Genomic DNA, 19,001 nt, shown 5'->3' with positions numbered 1-19,001 from the left:
CTGTGGAGTGTATTCAGTGTGCCGCCCACTGTACTGTACTAAGGTCGATACCATCCTTGTACATATCCCATAATGGTGATAGCTCGCGCAGTTTATTTACATGATGAACAGCCAGAGAGACTGCTTCATCAACCTCATCCTCGGTAGTAAAACGGCCGAAGGTAAAACGGATAGAGCTATGCGCCAACTCATCATTTCTCCCGATTGCGCGCAGCACATAAGATGGTTCAAGGCTGGCTGAGGTACAGGCAGATCCGGAGGATACTGCCAGCCTGTTTAGTGCCATCATCAATGATTCACCCTCTACAAAATTGAAACTGACATTTATGTTTCCAGGAACACGGTTCTTGAGATCTCCGTTGACATAGACCTCTTCCATCTCCTTGATGCCATCAAGGAAACGGTCACGCAGAGCCTCCAGACGAACTGACTCCTCTGCCATCTCCTCTTTTGCGATACGGAAGGCCTCGCCCATTCCTGCAATCTGATGTACAGCAAGCGTTCCGGAGCGCATGCCACGCTCATGACCACCGCCATGCATCTGTGCCTCCAGCCTTACACGCGGCTTGCGTCTAACATAGAGAGCACCAACACCCTTGGGGCCATAAACCTTATGTGCCGAGAATGACATCAGGTCAATATTCATTCTGTTTACATCAATCTCCACCTTGCCAGCACTCTGTGCCGCATCTGAATGGAAGAAAATTTTGCGTTCGCGCGTTAACTTTCCAATTGCCTCCAGGTCCTGCACCACCCCAATCTCGTTATTAACGTGCATAATGGAGACCAGAATTGTGTCATCACGCAGAGCTGCCTCCAGCCTGGATATATCTATAAGTCCGTCAGACTCCGGCTGCAGATAGGTAATCTCATAACCCTCACGCTCCAGTTGGCGACAGCTATCAAGAACCGCTTTATGCTCAATTGAGCTGGTGACAATATGTTTACCCTTCTTGTGATAAAAGTGGGCAATCCCCTTGATGGCAAGGTTATCCGATTCTGTAGCGCCCGATGTCCAGATAATCTCTTTGGGATCTGCCCCAATCAGTTGAGCAACATCCTCTCTAGCGCTCTCGACCGCATCCTCTGCCTCCCACCCATAGACATGAGATTTGGAGGCCGGGTTACCAAACTTGGTATCAGCTGTAAGGTACTGCACCATCACCTCAGCAACACGCGGATCAACCGGGGTAGTTGCTGAGTTATCCAGATATATGGGGCGACTGCTGGATTGGTTATTTGATTGTGTCATCATTTATCTACTCGTAAATTTCCATATCAAGAAGCAAGCTCCCACCATGCTCTTCACAAGAGCCATACTTCTCTTTCGTTGATTGCTGATATTGTACCATTTTGATCTACTTCACTTAACCCCAGGCTGTCATACTAACGGCTGACGACTGCGATAATGCAATCTCTGACAATGCATCCAGAAACAGATCTATTTCATCTCTGGTAACTCCTCTGCAGAGGCTTACTCTCACTGCACTCTTTGCCTGTTGCCCGGAAATGCCCATAGCCATCAAAACATGGCTCGGGTCTGTTTTTCCAGCCTGACAGGCTGATCCACTCGAGAGACAAAAACCACGCTGGTCAAGCTGCATCAACATGGTCTCACCCTCAACCGCGGTGATGATCATCATTACCGTATTGGGTAATCTATCTGCCGTCTCAGCCACAATCTCTATTCCATCTATATTCTTAAGTCCGGCCTCAAGATATCTTCTTGTCTCCAACAAGCTGGCACCACTATCTTTCAGATTATTGACTGACAACAGTGCTGCAGCACCAAATCCTACTATTGCAGGGACATTTTCGGTGCCTGAACGCAGCCCCATCTCCTGGCCTCCACCATTAATAATCGGGCTCAGTTCCAGGGATGGCGCCAATATCAATGCTGCCACCCCCTTTGGTCCATACATCTTGTGGGCTGAAACAGTCATGCAATCTACATTCAGTTCGGTAAAGTTCAGTGGAATTTTTCCTGCTGCCTGACTTGCATCGACATGGACAACTGCACCAATCTTGTGAGCCTGCTCAACTACTGGTGCAATATTCTGGATCACTCCAGTCTCATTATTGGCCAACATTACAGAGACGATTGAGGGATAATTTGCCCTAATCTGCTTCAGAGCCTCATCCCCAAACAACCCATTATGATCTACCTGAAGCTGAACAACATCCCAACCACTATGCTCCATACTATTGGCAGCAGAGAGAATGCTTGCATGCTCTGTCGAGCCAACCGCAACCACCTTATTAGTTAAGTTTTTAGATGATAATGATTTGGCAATACCATGAATTGCAAGATGATTTGCCTCTGTTCCACTTCCTGTAAAAATAATTTGGTCAACCGAAACATTCAGCAATTCGGCAACCTGCGCCCTGGCCTTCTCTATCGCATTTCTGGCGATCCGACCATAACGGTGGCGTGATGATGGGTTACCCATGTTCTCGGACCAGAATGGTCGCATTGCCTCAAAAACCTTTGAGGCAAGTGGTGTCGTTGCATTGCAGTCAAGATAGAGAGCCATCGGTACATTACAAAAAGTAACTGTCAGGCTGCTGCCTCTTCTTGCAATGCGTTACCATGGCAACGATTCAACTCATGGATGCTCTTGTTCTTTGTAAGTGCACCCAATGAGATAGAAGAGAGAAAATCCTGAATCTGGTCACTAAGATCAGTCCACAGATCATGAGTCAGACAACTGTGGTCCCCCTGACAATTTCCATCACCCTTGCACTTTCTAACATCAATAGCCTCATCCACTGCAAGAATAATCTCCGAGATAGCAATATCATTGGCTCTCTGCGCCAAGCGGTAACCACCCCCAGGTCCACGTGAGCTTTTGACCAACCCCTTTTTCCTCAACTTGGCAAAAAGTTGTTCGAGATAGGAGAGTGATATCCCCTGTCGTCCAGAAATTTCAGAGAGTGTAATTGGCCCACAGCCTTCGTTAATTGCCAGATCCAGCATGGCAGTAACCGCATACCTTCCTTTTGTTGTCAGACGCATAAGGTCTCCTCAGCTTAAATAATAATAACCCAGAAAATTACTGTGGTTATATTGCTTTAACTGACTAAAAAGGTCAAGTTTATTTTGCGGCTTCTGAACTGCCTGTTAGACCACTACTATCAACTGTTACAGAACATGCGTCACTATCACAATCAACATCACAGGACTGCTTGCGGATTGAACAGGATACGTTTATTGCGGGAAGATCAACCCCCTCAACCTCACCACCAATCTGCTTGATGGCATCGCACATCTGCTCCATCTGTGAATCCATAGCGTGCACATGGTCCAGAATACAGTTTATGGCATTAGCAACGGGATCCGGCATTTCGCTGGAGGCGCCATAGGCATCGAAACCAATCTTCTTGGCAAACTCCTCAACATGAGGATTAATTGGTTTCTTGCGCTGAATAATACGTGCAGGAATACCAACAACCGTGGCCCCATTGGGTACATCCTTGACCACAACAGAATTGGATCCTACCCGTGCACCCTCACCAAGCACGATTGGACCAAGAATCTTTGCCCCTGCTCCAACCACCACATTATTCTCAAGTGTAGGGTGACGTTTACCCTTGTCCCAACTGGTTCCACCCAGAGTAACGCCATGATATAGAGTACAATCATCGCCAATCATCGTAGTCTCACCAATCACCACCCCCATACCGTGATCAATGAAAAAACGTCGGCCAATGGTTGCGGCAGGGTGAATCTCGATTCCGGTTATCCAGCGAACAATGGTGGACAACCAGCGTGCAACCCCTCGCAATCCAACATTCCATATCTTGTGGTTAAAACGGTGCATCAATACCGCAAACACACCTGGGTATGAGATCAAAACCTCAACAGAATTTCTTGCCGAGGGGTCTCTTTCGAATACGCACTGAATATCTTCTTTTATACGCTTAAACATTGCTCGTCAACTTTCCAAAATCCCAATCAAATTATTATTGCAAGATTATACATTTCTGGAACGGCCCATATTGGAATTGATAGAGGTAAGAATACCCCTAAGAATATTAATCTCATTGTGATCCACCTCTGCCCTGTTAAACAGTCTACGCAGACGACGCATTACCTGTCTGGGGTTTTCTGGATCAAGAAAACCGGTCTCGATAATTACCTTCTCAATATGCCCAAAAAGGCCCTCCATCTCATCCGCTGTTGCCAATGGATATTGACGCACAACCTCTCCAACAGGTCGCTTTAATTGTGTACCTCTCTGCATCATCAACTCATAAGCAAGAACCTGCACTGCAGCCCCAAGATTCAGTGAAGAGTAATCCTGACTGGTTGGGATCCTCATCAACAGATTACAGCGATCCAGCTCCTCATTACTAAGCCCGGAATCTTCTCGACCAAACAGTACCGCAACCTCCCCCTTGAGAGACTCATCCATAACTCTCTCGGCACACTCCCTTGGATCAAGCTCAGGCAGATACAGGTTTCTGGGACGTGCGGTAGTTCCGATAACCAGAGAGCACCCATTCAGCGCCTCATCTACCGTTTTGACAACAGAGGCGTTCATCAAAATATCATCTGCCCCTGATGCCCGCGAGGTCGCCTCAGCACATGGAAACTGTTTTGGATTAACCAACACCAGCTGGTCAAGAGACATATTCTTCATGGCACGCGCAGCGCCTCCAATATTTCCCGGATGGGAAGTCTCTACCAGCACAAACCTTACCCTCAGGTGATTCATATCAGAATATCCATTATCAATGCCAAGAACGCTCTGATTAAGTCACTTCGTAACTCTATCAGATCTCCCCCACAAGTTATCTTATGGTGGTTCCCTAACCATACTTTACTGTTTTGAGTGGCCGATAGTATACCAGTAGAGTAAAATCCTTCTCCCTATATCACTTCTCAGGATCTTGTTATGAACCCAATGCTCAATACAGCCGTCAAGGCAGCGCGTCGTGCAGGCTCTGTAATTCTGCGCTCCATTGACAGACTGGATGCACTTAACATTGAATCCAAGGGAAAGAATGACTTTGTCTCCGAGGTTGATCGCAAGGCAGAGGCTGAAATAATAAAAATCCTTCACCAAGCCTATCCAGACCACTCTATTCTGGCCGAAGAGAATGGCTCCTTTGAGGGCAATGAGTACAAATGGATTATTGATCCTCTGGATGGCACCACGAATTACCTGCATGGATTTCCGGTTTTCTCAGTCTCTATCGCCCTGGCATTTGGTGACAACCTCCTTCACGCCGTTGTCTATGATCCGTTGAGGGATGAGCTTTTTACTGCCTCCAAGGGCGATGGCGCCATGCTCAACAATCGTCGTATTCGCACCACCAACCGAAAAGGGATTAGCGGGTCTCTGCTGGGCACAGGGTTTCCATTCAAGGACCAGCAGCATCTTGAGGTATATATGGAGACTTTCAAGGCACTATTTCCTGACAGTGCAGGAATACGTCGTGCCGGATCGGCCGCGATTGATCTAGCCTATGTGGCCGCTGGCAGGCTGGATGGCTTTTGGGAGATTGGGCTCAACCCATGGGATATAGCTGCCGGTGCGCTACTGGTCTCCGAGGCTGGTGGTGTGTGTAGTGATTTTTCCGGTGGCGCCGATTTTCTGAAGACAGGAAATGTTATTGCTGGTGGGCTGGAGGTGCATGGTGCCATCCAAAAGACGATTGCCCCGCTACTACCTAACAATCTGAAACGATAGTATAAATCCTTGCGAAAGTGATCGCAGCCTCACACGGGTAACCGTCTGTGGCCTGGACGACCACAGGCGAGCGACACAGGGATGTGCTTGAGCGTGTTGCATGGGTGAGGCTGTGATTATTTTGGTAAAAACTGTAGCGCATATATCAACGCATCCTCGCGCTTTCCGCCAGCCACGCGATAGTAGTTATCACGTACACCAATCTCGTTAAATCCAAGCTTGAGATATAGGTTCTGAGCAGAGATATTGGATAGTCTCACCTCCAGAAAAAGCATCTCAGAACCTTTGCTTCGCGCCCGCTCTATCAGCCAGCTCAACAGAATCTCTCCCATCCCTTTTTTCTGTGACTCCGGATCAATGGCGATATTGAGCAGCTGAGACTCTCCACCACCACTGGAAAGCACACCATATCCAACAATCTTGTTGCGCTGTTCCATCACTACCAGAAGTGATCCAGCCTCGATTGAGTCGATGAATATCTGTCTGGACCATGGAAATGGGTAGACCTGTTGTTCGATCTCCAACACACCCTCAAGATCTGCCTCCCCCATCTGACGAATATTGAGGTCAGCCATCAATCCTCTTCTTTACTCGCTTCAAGGCCTCCCATGCGTGCCGCTTGTCACTTTTATGCTGCATCAGGTGGGATGGGTGAAAGGTGTACTCAACCAGGGTATGGTTGATGACGTCACCACCCAACTGGATTACCGCTTGCGCCGATGATTCTCTGATACGCCCCACAAGATATTGCTGGAACTCCTGTTGAGAGAGCAGCTCCGGTTTGAGGATAGTTATCTGCTGAACCTCTGCACCACTAATTTCTATAGCCTGCAGCATGTTGTCGAGAAGGATTCTCTCCTCTCCGTCAAGCGAGGTGGTTATGACAAGTAGCGGTGATGTTGCTACTTTGCTCTCTTCAACATATCTGGAAAATTCATTGTCGTCGCTATTGGTGGTACTGTTTTCAGTACTATCTCTGCGTACCCACTGCTGAATACCCATTATATTCAAATATGGTGACTGCATATTTACTTTCTTATCATCCATACCACCCAGCCAACCAGCGCAAAAATCAGCAACAATTCAAACGCAGCAAAAATCATAATTGAGGATGTTCACGTCCTTTTGGTTCTGCAACACGGTTCAGTGCGTGGATATAGGCTTTGGCAGAAGCGATTACAATGTCGGTATCTGCCCCCTGGCCATTGATGAAACCGCCATTCTTTTCGAGCCGTACAGTAACCTCACCCTGAGCATCGGTACCCTCGGTTATGCTGTTGACCGAGTAGAGGTCAAGCTTTGCATGACTCTCCACCAGAGACTCAATAGCACCAAACACGGCATCAACCGGACCCGCACCCGTTGCCTTGGCCGTCTTCTCCTCTCCATCAACAAGTACAGTAACCTCAGCATTGGGGATTTCACCTGTCTCGGAGCAGACATGAAGCGAGATCAATCGGTAACACTCGTCAGCACACCACTGCACTGAGTCTGTCGCCAGCGCCTGTAGATCTTCATCATAAATCTCATGCTTCTTGTCGGCCAGATCCTTGAAGCGGGCGAAGGCCTCGTTCAGCTCTTCCTGAGAACCAAACTCAACTCCAAGATCACTCAGCCTGGTCTTGAATGCATTACGTCCGGAGTGTTTACCCAGTACCATACGGTTTGCCGACCAACCGACATCCTCAGCACGCATGATCTCGTAAGTTTCACGCTGTTTTAGTACACCGTCCTGGTGAATTCCAGACTCATGAGCAAATGCGTTGGCCCCCACCACTGCCTTGTTGGGCTGCACCGGGAATCCGGTGATACCGGAAACCATTTTAGAACATGGAACAATTTGTGTGGTATCAAGACGAGTATCACAGCTAAACAGATCCTGCCTGGTTCGCACGGCCATAACCACCTCTTCCAGTGATGCATTACCTGCGCGCTCACCAAGACCATTGATCGTACACTCAACCTGACGAGCCCCATTAAGAACAGCCGAGAGTGAGTTGCCAACCGCCAGCCCAAGATCATTATGGCAGTGAACCGAGAAAATAGCCTTGTCCGAATTTGGAACACGTTCAATAAGGTCGCTGATCAACCCACCAAACTGGTGCGGCAGATTATAACCAACCGTATCTGGAATATTAAGAGTGGTTGCCCCTGCATCGATAACTGCCTCCAGAATTCTGCAGAGAAAATCAGGCTCTGAACGCCCTGCATCCTCAGGAGAGAACTCAACATCATCGGTATATTCTCGTGCCCACTTGACGGCTTGCACCGCCTGCTCCACCACCTGATCTGGAGACATTCTAAGTTTTTTCTCCATATGAATTGGTGAGGTTGCAATAAAGGTATGGATTCTTCCCTTGGCCGCAGGTTCCAGAGCTCGACCGGCTGTCTCGATATCCTTCTTCAGAGCACGCGCCAGACCACAGACCGTACTCTCACTGATCGCTCCAGCAACTGCTCTAACCGACTCGAAGTCTCCCGGGCTTGCGATCGGAAAACCTGCCTCAATAACATCAACTCTCATCTTCTCCAGGGCACGTGCAATTCTTAACTTCTCATCCATATTCATGGATGCACCAGGACTCTGCTCACCATCACGCAGAGTGGTATCAAATATTATTAACTGATCCTTACTCATCACTATCTGCCTTGTCAGTTGAAAATTTATCTGTGGATTGTTCTACCACGGAACCCGAAGCTGCACGCTCCGCACGCTTCTTTCTAAGCTCCAGCAAGTTGGAGACTGGCCCCCAAATCGCATAAATCAAGAACCCTCCAAACAGAACCTGTGGTGGATCTGCCGATATCAATACTATCAACGCCACCATCAGAATCATGGCAACAAAAGGGATACGATCTTTGAGATTAAGCTCCTTGAAACTGTGATAGCGTATATTGCTGACCATCAACAATCCGGACAAGGCCGTAATCAGAGCCGCGATATAACTCAGCTCTAGCGGAACACCCTCACCGTAAAAACCGTAATCAACTGCAACCCAGACCATGCCTGCCACCACCGCCGCTGATGCAGGACTTGGCAACCCCTGAAAATACCTTTTGTCTGCACTGCTTACCTGAGTATTAAAACGGGCCAGACGAAGTGCTGCGCCTGCAGTATATATAAATGCAGCCAGCCACCCCAATTTACCCATGGCTGACAACCCCCAAAGATATACCACCAGCGCGGGTGCCACTCCAAACGAAACCATATCAGAGAGGCTGTCATACTCGGCGCCAAATTCAGTCTGGGTGTTGGTCATGCGAGCAACACGTCCATCCAGTCCATCCAGAACCATGGCAATAAAAATGGCGATAGCGGCCGCCTCATAGCTCCCTTTTATTGCCGAGATAATGGCAAAAAAACCAGCAAACAGGGCTGCGGTGGTAAACAGATTTGGGAGTAGATAGATCCCTCTTCTGCGCTGTTTTTCTACAGTTGTATTCATTCCTCCTATTATCGCTGATAGAGGCACACTGTCACAAATAAAAAAACGCCTGTACCGATTTTTATTCAGTACAGGCGTTTCTTATATGAATCCTTGTGAGGGAGATCTGATTAGGTCACGAAGTGACTTAATCAGAACTTTCCTAGTTTTTTGTCTTGTCGACGATCTTGTTCTCACTAAGGAATGGCATCATGGAGCGCAGCTGCTCACCCACCACCTCGATCTGGTGCGCTGCATTGTTGCGACGATGCGCTGTCATCTCAGGATAGTTGGCCTGTCCCTCAAGGATAAAGCGCTTTGCATATTCACCATTCTGAATATTCTTCAGAGCCTCCTTCATGGCCCAGCGACTCTCCTCATTGATCACCTCAGGACCAGTTACATACTCGCCATACTCCGCATTATTGGAAATCGAGTAGTTCATGTTGGCGATACCGCCCTCATACATCAGATCGACAATCAGCTTGAGCTCATGCAGGCACTCAAAGTATGCCATCTCTGGTGCATAGCCTCCCTCAACCAGAGTCTCAAATCCAGCCTTCACCAACTCAACCGCACCACCACACAGTACTGCCTGCTCACCAAACAGATCTGTCTCAGTCTCATCCTTGAAAGTTGTCTCGATGATTCCACTACGACCACCACCAATTGCAGATGCATATGAGAGCGCAATCTCTTTTGCATTACCACTGGCATCTTGTTGAATAGCGATAAGATCAGGAATACCGCCGCCTTTTACAAACTCACTGCGAACCGTGTGTCCAGGAGCCTTTGGCGCAACCATAATCACATTGAGATCGGCACGAGGCATGACCTGGTTGTAGTGGATTGCGAAACCGTGCGCGAAGGCCAATGTTGCGCCCTGCTTGAGCGATGGCTCAACCTCATTCTTGTAGAGCTGGGACTGAAACTCATCTGGAGTCAGAATCATCACCAGATCTGCCTCGGCAACAGCCTCAGGCACACTCTTTACTGCCAGTCCAGAGGCCTCAGCCTTGGCTGCAGAAGATGATCCGGGGCGAAGAGCAACTATAACGTCTACACCAGAATCCTTCAGGTTGTTGGCATGCGCATTCCCCTGGGAACCATAGCCGATAATAGCAACCTTCATCCCCTTGATAATGGAGAGGTCTGCATCTTTGTCATAATAAACGTTAATACTCATCTTTCTTCTTTCCCTAGATTACAAAAATTTTTAAATATAATGGTGTTACAAAACAGAGCGGCGAATTATCCACTAAAAAGCGACTGCGGACAATCAATCAGATTCTGAGGGCATCCTCACCACGGGCAATTCCGGAGACCCCGGAACGAACAACCTCCAGTATCGAGAATGGCTCCAGCGCAGATATAAATGCATTGATCTTCTCGCTATTTCCAAGCAACTCGATAACACATGCATGGTCAGTCTCGTCAACAACATCGGCATGATGCTCTGCAACCACCTGACGAACAGTATTACAATCAGCCTCAGACGCCATCACCTTGACCATGACCAACTCCCTCTCAATGTGTACTCCCTCCGTCAGGTCGACAAGGGTAACCACATCAATAAGTTTGTTCAGTTGCTTGTTGATCTGCTCAATAACCGCTTCGGTTCCAGATGTAACAATAGTCATTCTGGAGAGGGTTGGATCATTGGTGGGAGCAACTGTCAGGGTCTCGATGTTGTAACCACGAGCAGAGAAGAGTCCTGCAACCCGTGACAGTGCGCCGGCCTCATTCTCCATCAGCAGTGAAATAATGTGTCTTCTCATCGTAATACGTTCTCTATATCAGGATCATCTCGTTAAGACCTGCCCCAGCCGGCACCATCGGATATACATTCTCTTCAGGGTTGGTTATGAAATCCATAAAGACCAGACGGTCCCTCATTGCCAAAGCCTCTTCGAGTGCACCACGCACATCATCAGGATTCCTGATCTGCATTCCAACATGACCATAACTCTCTGCCAGCTTTACAAAGTCAGGCTGATGGTTACGTTCCAGCGTGACCTCGGAGTAGCGCCTCTCATAGAAAAACTCCTGCCACTGACGCACCATACCCAGATAACCGTTATTGAGATTGATAATCTTTAGTGGCAACGAGAATTCCTGACAGGTTGCCAGCTCCTGAATATTCATCTGGATACTGCCATCACCAGTTACCGTGCATACAGTAGCATCAGGGTGGGCAAACTGGGCTCCCATGGCTGCCGGAAGACCGAAACCCATTGTTCCAAGGCCACCAGAGTTGATCCAGTGACGCGGTTTGTCAAACTTGTAGTACTGTGCAGCAAACATCTGGTGCTGACCAACATCCGATACCACGTAGGCATCCCCATGAGTCACCTCATAGAGGGTTTGCAACACAAACTGTGGATGGATTACTCCACCAGAGTTGTCAAAGGCAAGACAATCCTCCTTGCGCCACTCATTGATCTCACCCCACCATGAAGCCAGTTTCTTCTCAGGCTGCTGCTGCAGAATTGTCACTATCTCACTGAGCACCTTCTTTACATCTCCTACAATAGGCATATCAACCTGTACATTTTTGGAGATAGATGACGGGTCAACATCGATATGGATAATTTTTGCCTGAGGGCAGAACTTCTCTATATTGCCGGTTACGCGATCATCAAAACGGGCACCAACAGCAATCAAAAGATCGGTATTGTGCATAGCCATATTGGCTTCATAGTTTCCATGCATCCCCAACATACCGATAAATTGTGGGTCGGTTGCCGGGTAACCACCAAGCCCCATTGTGGTATTAGTCACTGGAGCCCGCAGACGCTGCGCAACCTCTTTAAGCTCATCTGATGCATTACCAAGAATCACTCCTCCACCGGTATAGAGCACAGGCTTCTCAGCCTCAACCATCATCTCTACAGCCTGTTTGATCTTTTCATCTGGTAGATCAATGGATGTCTGGTATGAGCGAATCTCTACACTTTCAGGATAGCTGTACTCTGTCTTGAAACCAGATACATCCTTGGGTACATCAATAACTACAGGACCGGGGCGCCCGGTAGTTGCAATGGTAAACGCCTTCTTCAGTGTAATGGCCAGATCATCAACATTGGTAACCAGGAAATTATGTTTAACACAGGAGCGAGTAATGCCAACTGTATCCACCTCCTGAAAGGCATCATTTCCAATCAGTGGGGTTGGAACCTGTCCGGTAATAACTACCAGCGGAATGGAGTCCATATATGCTGTGGCAATACCAGTAACTGCATTGGTTGCGCCTGGGCCGGAGGTAACCAGCACCACTCCAGGCTTGCCGCTGGATCGAGCATAACCATCTGCTGCATGTACCGCACCCTGCTCATGACGGGTCAAAACATGCTTTACATCATCCTGTCGATAGATTGCATCGTAGATATGAAGTACAGCACCACCAGGGTAGCCAAAGATATACTCTACGCCCTCATCCCTGAGAAAATGTGTAATGACCTCTGCGCCCGATAACTCCACTTTTTTGCCTCTCAATCTACAATAATCTATCTGCTTTACGTATGATCTACACTGCTTTGATCTGCAGTCTCGCTCATAAGTTATAATTCAAATTCACGAACTGCTTATATTGCCTGTTTCAATAAACTGAAACAAGATCAAAAAGACGTTTTTTTATCAATTTAAAAATATATTTGCCATACATAACATCAGGTTATTTAAATGCCATACCTTAATATCGAGACCAATGTGTCGCTCGACCATGATGAAAAAGAGCGACTGATGGCGGACAGCTCAAAACTGCTTGCCGACCTGCTCCAAAAACCAGAGGGATATGTAATGATATCTATCCGTACCGATGCCAATCTGATGTTTGGTGGAACTACAGACCCATGCGCCTATCTTGAATTCAAGAGCCTTGGGTTGCCAGAATCATCTACCCAGTTTTTTTCAGATGCTATAACAAAACTGCTTGGTGCCAGAACAGGTATTCACAGTAACCGTATATATATTGAATTTTCTGCGCCCGCAAGACATATGTGGGGCTGGAATGGTGGAACTTTTTAAGGAATTTACCCATGCGCACATCTCAATTTCTCCTCTCCACCATCAAGGAGACCCCAGCTGAAGCAGAGATTATCAGCCACCAGCTAATGATTCGTTCCGGCATGGTTCGCAAGCTAGCCTCTGGATTATACTCCTGGCTACCAACAGGACTCAGAACTCTCAGAAAGGTCGAAAACATTATTCGTGAAGAGATGAACAGGTCCGGTGCACAAGAGCTCTTGATGCCAGTAGTACAACCAGCAGAACTGTGGGAGGAGTCTGGACGCTGGGAACAGTATGGCCCTGAACTGTTACGGATTCAGGATCGTCACCAGAGAGATTTTCTGCTTGGACCAACCCATGAGGAGGTAATTACCGAGATTGCCCGCAGGGAGATCCGCAGCTACAAGCAGCTGCCACTTAATCTCTACCAGATTCAGACCAAGTTCCGTGATGAGATCCGCCCTCGCTTCGGGATAATGCGTTCACGTGAATTCATCATGAAAGATGCCTACTCCTTTCATATGGATCAGGACTCACTGCAGGAGACCTACCAGGTAATGTATGCCACCTACTCAAGAATATTTGAGCGCATGGGTCTTCACTTCCGTCCTGTTGATGCCGACACCGGATCAATTGGCGGCAGCACCTCACATGAGTTCCATGTACTGGCTGACTCAGGTGAGGATGCCATCGCCTTCTCGGATCAGAGTGAGTTTGCTGCCAATGTTGAACTGGCAGAGGCAGTTGCCCCGACTACCGAACGCAGTGAAGCAACCGCCATAATGGAAAAAGTGGCAACTCCAAACAGCAAGACCATCGAGGAGGTTTGCAATACTCTTGAAGTTGATCCCCAACAGACAGTTAAAACTCTTTTGGTTCGTGGCACAAATGAGTCTGTCGTTGCACTGCTACTGCGAGGAGATCATGAGCTAAATGAGTTAAAAGCAGAAAAACTTGATGGCGTGGAGTCACCACTACAACTTATTGAGCATGAAGATATCCGCTCGGCTGCAGGGGCTGACGCCGGATCTCTGGGACCTGTTGGTCTGGAGCTCAAGCTGATTGTAGATAGATCGGCCGCCCAGGTTGCTGATTTTGTCTGTGGTGCAAATGAGGATGGCTACCACCTCACCGGAGTCAACTGGGGACGTGATCTTCCGGATCCATCCAACATCGCAGATCTTAGAAATGTAACTGATGGAGACCCTAGCCCTGATGGCTCTGGGACCATTCGTATTGCGCGCGGGATCGAGGTTGGGCACATCTTCCAGCTTGGAACCAAATACAGTGAGGCGATGAAAGCCAATGTGCTGGACGAAGGTGGCAAGGCTCGTACCATGACCATGGGATGTTATGGTATCGGGGTAACCCGTGTGGTTGCTGCAGCAATTGAGCAGAACCACGATGATCGTGGAATTATCTGGCCAGAGGCAATAGCTCCATTCTCTGTTGCCCTGTTGCCGATGAACATGCACAAATCACATCGTCTGCGCGAGGCTGTTGAAAAGATATATCAGGATCTACTCGACGCAGGAATCGATGTATTGCTTGATGATCGCAAGGAGCGGGCTGGAATAATGTTTGCCGATATGGAACTTATCGGTATCCCTCACCGTCTGGTACTGGGTGATCGTAGTCTGGATAAGGGGGTTATTGAGTACAAGGGACGTAGTGATCAGGATAGCCAGGAGATCCCTCTGGATGATGTAGTCTCCTGGATCATAAAAAAAGCGGCACCATAATGGTGCCGCTTTTAGTGTGTACAACTATCAGTTTCTACTGGGTTGCTATCCGTTTACCTTCTCCTTAAGACCCTTTCCTGCCTTAAAGGATGGAGAGCGAGATGCCTTTATCTGTAGCGCCTCTCCAGTCTTTGGATTTCTGCCCATTCTGGCAGCTCGGTCAGTTACCTTAAACGTACCAAACCCTGCAATCTGTACATTGTTTCCACTTTGTAGACTGTCACCAATAATCTCTACCAATGCATCCAGAACATCCTTGGAACCACTTTTGGAAACTCCGGTTTTAGCTGATAGCAGTGTAACCAATTCCCCTTTATTCATACCTTCTCCCTTATCATGGTTAGCCGTTAAAAGAGGCCATAGGATAGCACCAATAGGGCTGTCTGCAACAATCTTTTTAGTCGCAATCCCGGGATGAGAGAGCAGCCACCAACAGCCTTAATTCATCCGCTTTTACGGTACTGGAAACCGGCTCTCCAAAGAGCACCTGAACTTCTCTACGCCGCCATCCAGTTGCATAAAGAGAGCGCTCATCCATATCCGCACGGGAAAATCTGCTCCCCCACAACCCCTCTATATAGAATGGAACAATAACTGCGCCACTATCATCGACAATCATCTCAAAACCACGCCTAAACTTCCCGAGACAACCATCATGGCTAATTGCCCCTTCCGGGAATAGACAGACCAGATCACCAGACTGCAGGCACCGTTTAGCCTCTTCCAGTGGTTGCCTGCTCCTCTCTGCCGATATCGGTATCACCTCAAAAAGATCAAGAAACCACTTTAGTGATGGCTTCTGATAAATGGAATACTCCATTACAAAACGGATCGGACGTGGCGAAACAGCCTGTAACATAGCCCAATCCAGCCAGCTGATGTGATTCCCCAGCAGTAGAGCTCCTTTCTGAGAGGGAATGTTGGTTACCCCTACAGCATCAATTCTGTACCTGCATCTGAACAGCACCCTTACCAACATACGAATCAGAGAGGTGATCGTCTCACGGGGTCTTCTGATAAAAGCCACCCCAATTGCTGCCCATGCAACCATGGCAATACCCCAGAAAAGGGTTGCAGGATTAACTGTAGTCTCAAAACTTAGCAGTGCCACACCCATTGTCACCCCAAGAAACAGTAGCATGACTATATTTTGCACCCAGTTGTTTCCCGCCAGAATCCTCCCCAGACGGGAGCTCTTGGCGTAAAACTGAATCAGTGCATTAAGAGGCACAATCAACAACCCTCCAGAGACTCCCATAAGAAAAAATAGAAGAGTTAATGAGTGAAGCGACTCGGCACCAGGAACTGCACTCAAGGCAATAGCAACTCCTACAGCACCAACAGGAATCAGTCCTGTCTCTATATACCCTCTGGATAACCATGTAACCATCAAAGAGCCCAGCAGAATACCTCCACCTGCAGAGGCCAACACTCCCTGAATCACCAGGGTATTTGTCACCTGAAGTGTCTCTTTTGCAAAAGCAGGAAAAGCTGCAATAGAAACCTGTGATATTCCCCAAAATAGAGAGAGCCCCAGAATGGAGTACCAGATAACAGAGTGCTCTCGAATCAACCCTAAAGTATGGCCGCCGTGAATCTCTGGCACCACCTTATACTCCCCCTCAGGCAGATAACGTGCAATGCGCCACTCGACCAGAGAGAGCGCAACCAATAACCAACCAAGTGGTGCAATGGTCTGTAGGTAGGCAGAACCGCCATCCGGTGAAGAGTTGGTCAACATCAACTCGAACAGAAAAGAGAAGAAGAACATTCCGAGGAGAATCGCAATGATGGTAACTGCCTGTACCACACCATTGGCACTGGTTAATCCTCTCATGCCAACATGCTCCCTGATGTACCCATATTTTGCTGGTGAGAAAAATGCACTCTGGATAGCAAGCAACAGGGTCATGAAAAATGCTGCCTCAAACCATCCCTGATAGTAGCTAAGGGTGATGAGCAACGCGATAATCACGGCCACTCCAGCAGATCTTCTCATAACCTCCACCTTGGGAAGTCGGTCAGAGATAATGCCGGCAGGAGTTACCAGCAGGATGAACGGAATCAGAATAAGTGCATTAACCAGTGCAGTAAGGACAATCTGCATCTCCCCATCATAAACCTTGAAGACACTGTTCTGAATTGTGATCTTGTGGCCAAGATCAACAAACGCATTCAGAAACAGCACCCACAGGTATGGGGTTAACTTACCCATCTACAGCTTCTAGGGAAGCTCCATCAACAAGACGAATATCTCTCTGTGGATAAGGGATGGTAATGCCGGCCTTCTTAAACTCTCTCCAGATAACCAGGTTAATATCGGAGCGTACACTACCAACCCCATTATTGGGATCCATAATCCAGACCCGCAACTCCAGCTCAATACCGTTATCTCCAAACTCCATAAGACGTGCCACAGGAGCAGGGTCATCAAGCGCCCTCTTACACGCCTTTGCCGCATTAACAAGAATCTTCATTGCTTGCTCTGGGTCATCCTTGTAACTAATCTGTACAGGTAGTTTAAGACGAACCTGGTGATCGCTGTAACTCCAGTTAATCACCTCTGTAGTAATCAGGTTCTCATTTGGCACCAGTGTTTCCACCCCGTCACGATCACGCACCACCACATAACGGGCTCGCAACTCCTGAACCCATCCAAATTTATCATTGATACTGATTACATCACCAGGTCGAATTGAGCGATCAAAAATAAGGATAAAACCAGAGATAAAATTGCTGGCAATACGCTGCAGACCAAATCCAAGCCCAACACCGAGCGCACCACCAAAGACTGCAAGCGCTGTCAGATCAATACCAACCGAGTTGAGCGCAATCAATACTGCAAGTATATAAAGCGCAAACTTGCTGCTCTTGCCAATCCCTACCTTGGCTGCTGCAGTCAGATGTCTTGAGTGGCGCAGAGTGTTCTCTATCATCCGTGAGATCCATGCTGCCAATGCCAGCAGGGCTCCAACCACCACAAACAGCTTGACCACAGTTCTGAGAGAAATACGGACATCCCCAACACTGACACCGACTACATCCATCGCACGCACCACTTCTGGTAGCCACCCCAATAGATGTAGCGCAACAATTATCCAGATAGATGTACTAATCAGGTGTTCCCATGCCTTGACCAGTGGCCCGGGCTTGAATGCCCTTCTCAACAGGTAGACCATAAGTCTGATAAGAGCCAGAGAAAACAGCAGTGGAACCGCCACATTTAGGAGTATTGCAGATGTGAAGATACGCTCCACAATCACTCTGCCAACCAGTACCACAAACATCATACTGAGTGGAAAGATGATCCTCTTCAGGGAGTGGCGGGTGAAACGTCTTAAAGATTGGTAGTTACCATCGGCAACCAGTTGCAGGTAATTGGTAATATTCTTCTGGGTCCAGAATGCTGTCGCTACCGCCAGCATCAATATCACCAGTTCACTAATTAACAGTGTGGGTTGCAGACGAACAAGAAGCTCATCAAATGCCAATAGTTGTAGCTGTTCCAATCTCTCCCCCTAGCTTATGTAACTGTTATCCCGGTTTTTCGTTAGGGAAGCTCCGATTAAGTCACTTCGTGACTCAATCAGAGCTCCCTCTCAAGTTATCCTATGGAGGAAGGATTATAGTTCAGCATGTTACAATAACAACTGTTGAGCCCTTCCCCCAAACCCCCATCCCATTACGCTTTTTCAGAGTTTCCCTAGTATACCCCTCATGAACATTCACCCCAAACTAATAGAAGATACAAAATACCTGGGAAAACTCGAACTCAGCCACTGCCTGCTGATGAATGATTCCCGCTATCCATGGATTATTCTGGTACCCGATGTGGATGATGCAGAGGAGATCTACCAGCTGACAGAAGAGCAAAGCGTTCTGTTAATGAATGAATCCTGTCTGATACAGCAGTTGATAGTTGATCTGTTCCATCCAGACAAACTGAATCTGGGGGCACTGGGCAACATTGTTCCCCAGCTACATCTTCACCATATTGCAAGAGAGAGTGGTGATCCTGCATGGCCGGGGCCTGTATGGGGACACAGCCCTGCCATCCCATACTCTATAAAGAAGCTGGAAAAAACTATAAACTTAATTAAAAATAGTATAGAACTTACTGAACAGTAAGG

At 47.9% G+C, this 19,001-nt stretch carries 19 protein-coding genes; 4 read left to right on the top strand and 15 right to left on the bottom strand.

The features are described from left to right. Positions 1-13: 13 nt before the first annotated feature. The 5 genes from H8D24_04050 to H8D24_04030 all read right to left on the bottom strand — a co-directional run bounded on the left by H8D24_04050 (position 14) and on the right by H8D24_04030 (position 4,718). Positions 14-1,252 (bottom strand): IscS subfamily cysteine desulfurase, encoded by a 1,239-nt coding sequence (locus H8D24_04050; GenBank protein ID MBC8519564.1) that lies wholly within the window; start codon positions 1,250-1,252, stop codon positions 14-16. Between the two features lie 115 nt (positions 1,253-1,367). Continuing rightward, positions 1,368-2,534 (bottom strand): cysteine desulfurase, encoded by a 1,167-nt coding sequence (locus tag H8D24_04045; protein MBC8519563.1) that lies wholly within the window; start codon positions 2,532-2,534, stop codon positions 1,368-1,370. A gap of 23 nt (positions 2,535-2,557) precedes the next feature. After that, entirely contained in the window at positions 2,558-3,016 is a 459-nt protein-coding gene (locus H8D24_04040) for an Rrf2 family transcriptional regulator (GenBank protein MBC8519562.1), read from the bottom strand. Positions 3,017-3,095: 79 nt separating this feature from the next. Beyond that, complete coding sequence (gene cysE, locus H8D24_04035) at positions 3,096-3,929, bottom strand: serine O-acetyltransferase (GenBank protein ID MBC8519561.1); 834 nt, start codon at positions 3,927-3,929, stop codon at positions 3,096-3,098. 45 nt (positions 3,930-3,974) lie between these two features. Next, positions 3,975-4,718: an RNA methyltransferase gene (locus H8D24_04030; protein ID MBC8519560.1), complete on the bottom strand. Its 744-nt coding sequence runs from the start codon at positions 4,716-4,718 to the stop codon at positions 3,975-3,977. Positions 4,719-4,898: 180 nt separating this feature from the next. Here H8D24_04030 and H8D24_04025 point away from each other — a divergent pair, with 180 nt between their 5' ends. Continuing rightward, on the top strand, positions 4,899-5,696 hold the full coding sequence (locus H8D24_04025; protein MBC8519559.1) for an inositol monophosphatase: 798 nt from the start codon (positions 4,899-4,901) through the stop codon (positions 5,694-5,696). A 116-nt stretch (positions 5,697-5,812) separates the two neighbouring features. Here H8D24_04025 and rimI read toward each other — a convergent pair whose 3' ends face one another. The 7 genes from rimI to ilvB all read right to left on the bottom strand — a co-directional run bounded on the left by rimI (position 5,813) and on the right by ilvB (position 12,601). Beyond that, a complete protein-coding gene (gene rimI / locus H8D24_04020; GenBank protein ID MBC8519558.1) occupies positions 5,813-6,271 on the bottom strand; it encodes a ribosomal protein S18-alanine N-acetyltransferase in 459 nt (152 codons plus the stop codon). Continuing rightward, entirely contained in the window at positions 6,264-6,722 is a 459-nt protein-coding gene (locus tag H8D24_04015; GenBank protein ID MBC8519557.1) for a DNA polymerase III subunit psi, read from the bottom strand. The genes rimI and H8D24_04015 overlap by 8 nt, the downstream gene beginning before the upstream one ends. A gap of 73 nt (positions 6,723-6,795) precedes the next feature. Further along, a complete protein-coding gene (locus H8D24_04010) occupies positions 6,796-8,337 on the bottom strand; it encodes a 2-isopropylmalate synthase (GenBank protein MBC8519556.1) in 1,542 nt (513 codons plus the stop codon). Then, positions 8,327-9,142: a CDP-diacylglycerol--serine O-phosphatidyltransferase gene (gene pssA, locus H8D24_04005; GenBank protein ID MBC8519555.1), complete on the bottom strand. Its 816-nt coding sequence runs from the start codon at positions 9,140-9,142 to the stop codon at positions 8,327-8,329. Before pssA ends, H8D24_04010 begins: the two co-directional genes overlap by 11 nt. Positions 9,143-9,284: 142 nt before the next feature. Beyond that, positions 9,285-10,301 (bottom strand): ketol-acid reductoisomerase, encoded by a 1,017-nt coding sequence (gene ilvC / locus H8D24_04000; protein MBC8519554.1) that lies wholly within the window; start codon positions 10,299-10,301, stop codon positions 9,285-9,287. Positions 10,302-10,404: 103 nt separating this feature from the next. Beyond that, positions 10,405-10,899, bottom strand: a complete 495-nt coding sequence (ilvN, locus tag H8D24_03995; protein MBC8519553.1) for an acetolactate synthase small subunit — start codon at positions 10,897-10,899, stop codon at positions 10,405-10,407. Between the two features lie 13 nt (positions 10,900-10,912). Next, on the bottom strand, positions 10,913-12,601 hold the full coding sequence (ilvB, locus tag H8D24_03990) for a biosynthetic-type acetolactate synthase large subunit (GenBank protein MBC8519552.1): 1,689 nt from the start codon (positions 12,599-12,601) through the stop codon (positions 10,913-10,915). A gap of 201 nt (positions 12,602-12,802) precedes the next feature. On the opposite strand from ilvB, the gene H8D24_03985 reads away from it, so the two are divergent. Then, positions 12,803-13,147 carry a hypothetical protein gene (locus H8D24_03985; GenBank protein ID MBC8519551.1) on the top strand — a complete coding sequence of 115 codons (345 nt, stop codon included), beginning with the start codon at positions 12,803-12,805 and terminating at the stop codon, positions 13,145-13,147. An 11-nt stretch (positions 13,148-13,158) separates the two neighbouring features. Further along, the gene (locus H8D24_03980) at positions 13,159-14,871 is read left to right on the top strand and encodes a proline--tRNA ligase (GenBank protein MBC8519550.1); all 1,713 of its coding nucleotides are present in this window, start codon (positions 13,159-13,161) and stop codon (positions 14,869-14,871) included. Between the two features lie 45 nt (positions 14,872-14,916). On the opposite strand, the gene H8D24_03975 is transcribed toward H8D24_03980, so the two are convergent. The 3 genes from H8D24_03975 to H8D24_03965 all read right to left on the bottom strand — a co-directional run bounded on the left by H8D24_03975 (position 14,917) and on the right by H8D24_03965 (position 18,296). After that, positions 14,917-15,192, bottom strand: coding sequence for an HU family DNA-binding protein (locus H8D24_03975; protein ID MBC8519549.1), 276 nt, complete (start codon positions 15,190-15,192; stop codon positions 14,917-14,919). A 76-nt stretch (positions 15,193-15,268) separates the two neighbouring features. Then, the gene (locus tag H8D24_03970) at positions 15,269-17,086 is read right to left on the bottom strand and encodes an MFS transporter (GenBank protein ID MBC8519548.1); all 1,818 of its coding nucleotides are present in this window, start codon (positions 17,084-17,086) and stop codon (positions 15,269-15,271) included. Beyond that, positions 17,079-18,296 carry a mechanosensitive ion channel gene (locus H8D24_03965; protein ID MBC8519547.1) on the bottom strand — a complete coding sequence of 406 codons (1,218 nt, stop codon included), beginning with the start codon at positions 18,294-18,296 and terminating at the stop codon, positions 17,079-17,081. The genes H8D24_03970 and H8D24_03965 overlap by 8 nt, the downstream gene beginning before the upstream one ends. Positions 18,297-18,588: 292 nt before the next feature. Here H8D24_03965 and H8D24_03960 point away from each other — a divergent pair, with 292 nt between their 5' ends. Beyond that, positions 18,589-18,999, top strand: coding sequence for an HIT family protein (locus tag H8D24_03960; GenBank protein ID MBC8519546.1), 411 nt, complete (start codon positions 18,589-18,591; stop codon positions 18,997-18,999). The last annotated feature ends 2 nt before the right edge of the window (positions 19,000-19,001 follow it).

It is taken from the genome of Candidatus Thiopontia autotrophica (genome assembly GCA_014384675.1).
GTDB lineage: Bacteria > Pseudomonadota > Gammaproteobacteria.
This window is presented reverse-complemented; position numbering and strand designations above follow the sequence as displayed.

Bases quoted from the DNA above. Each gene is read 5' to 3' on its own strand.
- H8D24_04050 (MBC8519564.1), bottom strand. From the start codon at position 1,252: ATGACACAATCAAATAACCAATCCAGCAGTCGCCCCATATATCTGGAT.
- H8D24_04045 (MBC8519563.1), bottom strand. From the start codon at position 2,534: ATGGCTCTCTATCTTGACTGCAATGCAACGACACCACTTGCCTCAAAG.
- H8D24_04040 (MBC8519562.1), bottom strand. From the start codon at position 3,016: ATGCGTCTGACAACAAAAGGAAGGTATGCGGTTACTGCCATGCTGGAT.
- cysE (MBC8519561.1), bottom strand. From the start codon at position 3,929: ATGTTTAAGCGTATAAAAGAAGATATTCAGTGCGTATTCGAAAGAGAC.
- H8D24_04030 (MBC8519560.1), bottom strand. From the start codon at position 4,718: ATGAATCACCTGAGGGTAAGGTTTGTGCTGGTAGAGACTTCCCATCCG.
- H8D24_04025 (MBC8519559.1), top strand. From the start codon at position 4,899: ATGAACCCAATGCTCAATACAGCCGTCAAGGCAGCGCGTCGTGCAGGC.
- rimI (MBC8519558.1), bottom strand. From the start codon at position 6,271: ATGGCTGACCTCAATATTCGTCAGATGGGGGAGGCAGATCTTGAGGGT.
- H8D24_04015 (MBC8519557.1), bottom strand. From the start codon at position 6,722: ATGCAGTCACCATATTTGAATATAATGGGTATTCAGCAGTGGGTACGC.
- pssA (MBC8519555.1), bottom strand. From the start codon at position 9,142: ATGAATACAACTGTAGAAAAACAGCGCAGAAGAGGGATCTATCTACTC.
- ilvN (MBC8519553.1), bottom strand. From the start codon at position 10,899: ATGAGAAGACACATTATTTCACTGCTGATGGAGAATGAGGCCGGCGCA.
- H8D24_03985 (MBC8519551.1), top strand. From the start codon at position 12,803: ATGCCATACCTTAATATCGAGACCAATGTGTCGCTCGACCATGATGAA.
- H8D24_03980 (MBC8519550.1), top strand. From the start codon at position 13,159: ATGCGCACATCTCAATTTCTCCTCTCCACCATCAAGGAGACCCCAGCT.
- H8D24_03975 (MBC8519549.1), bottom strand. From the start codon at position 15,192: ATGAATAAAGGGGAATTGGTTACACTGCTATCAGCTAAAACCGGAGTT.
- H8D24_03970 (MBC8519548.1), bottom strand. From the start codon at position 17,086: ATGGGTAAGTTAACCCCATACCTGTGGGTGCTGTTTCTGAATGCGTTT.
- H8D24_03965 (MBC8519547.1), bottom strand. From the start codon at position 18,296: ATGCTGGCGGTAGCGACAGCATTCTGGACCCAGAAGAATATTACCAAT.
- H8D24_03960 (MBC8519546.1), top strand. From the start codon at position 18,589: ATGAACATTCACCCCAAACTAATAGAAGATACAAAATACCTGGGAAAA.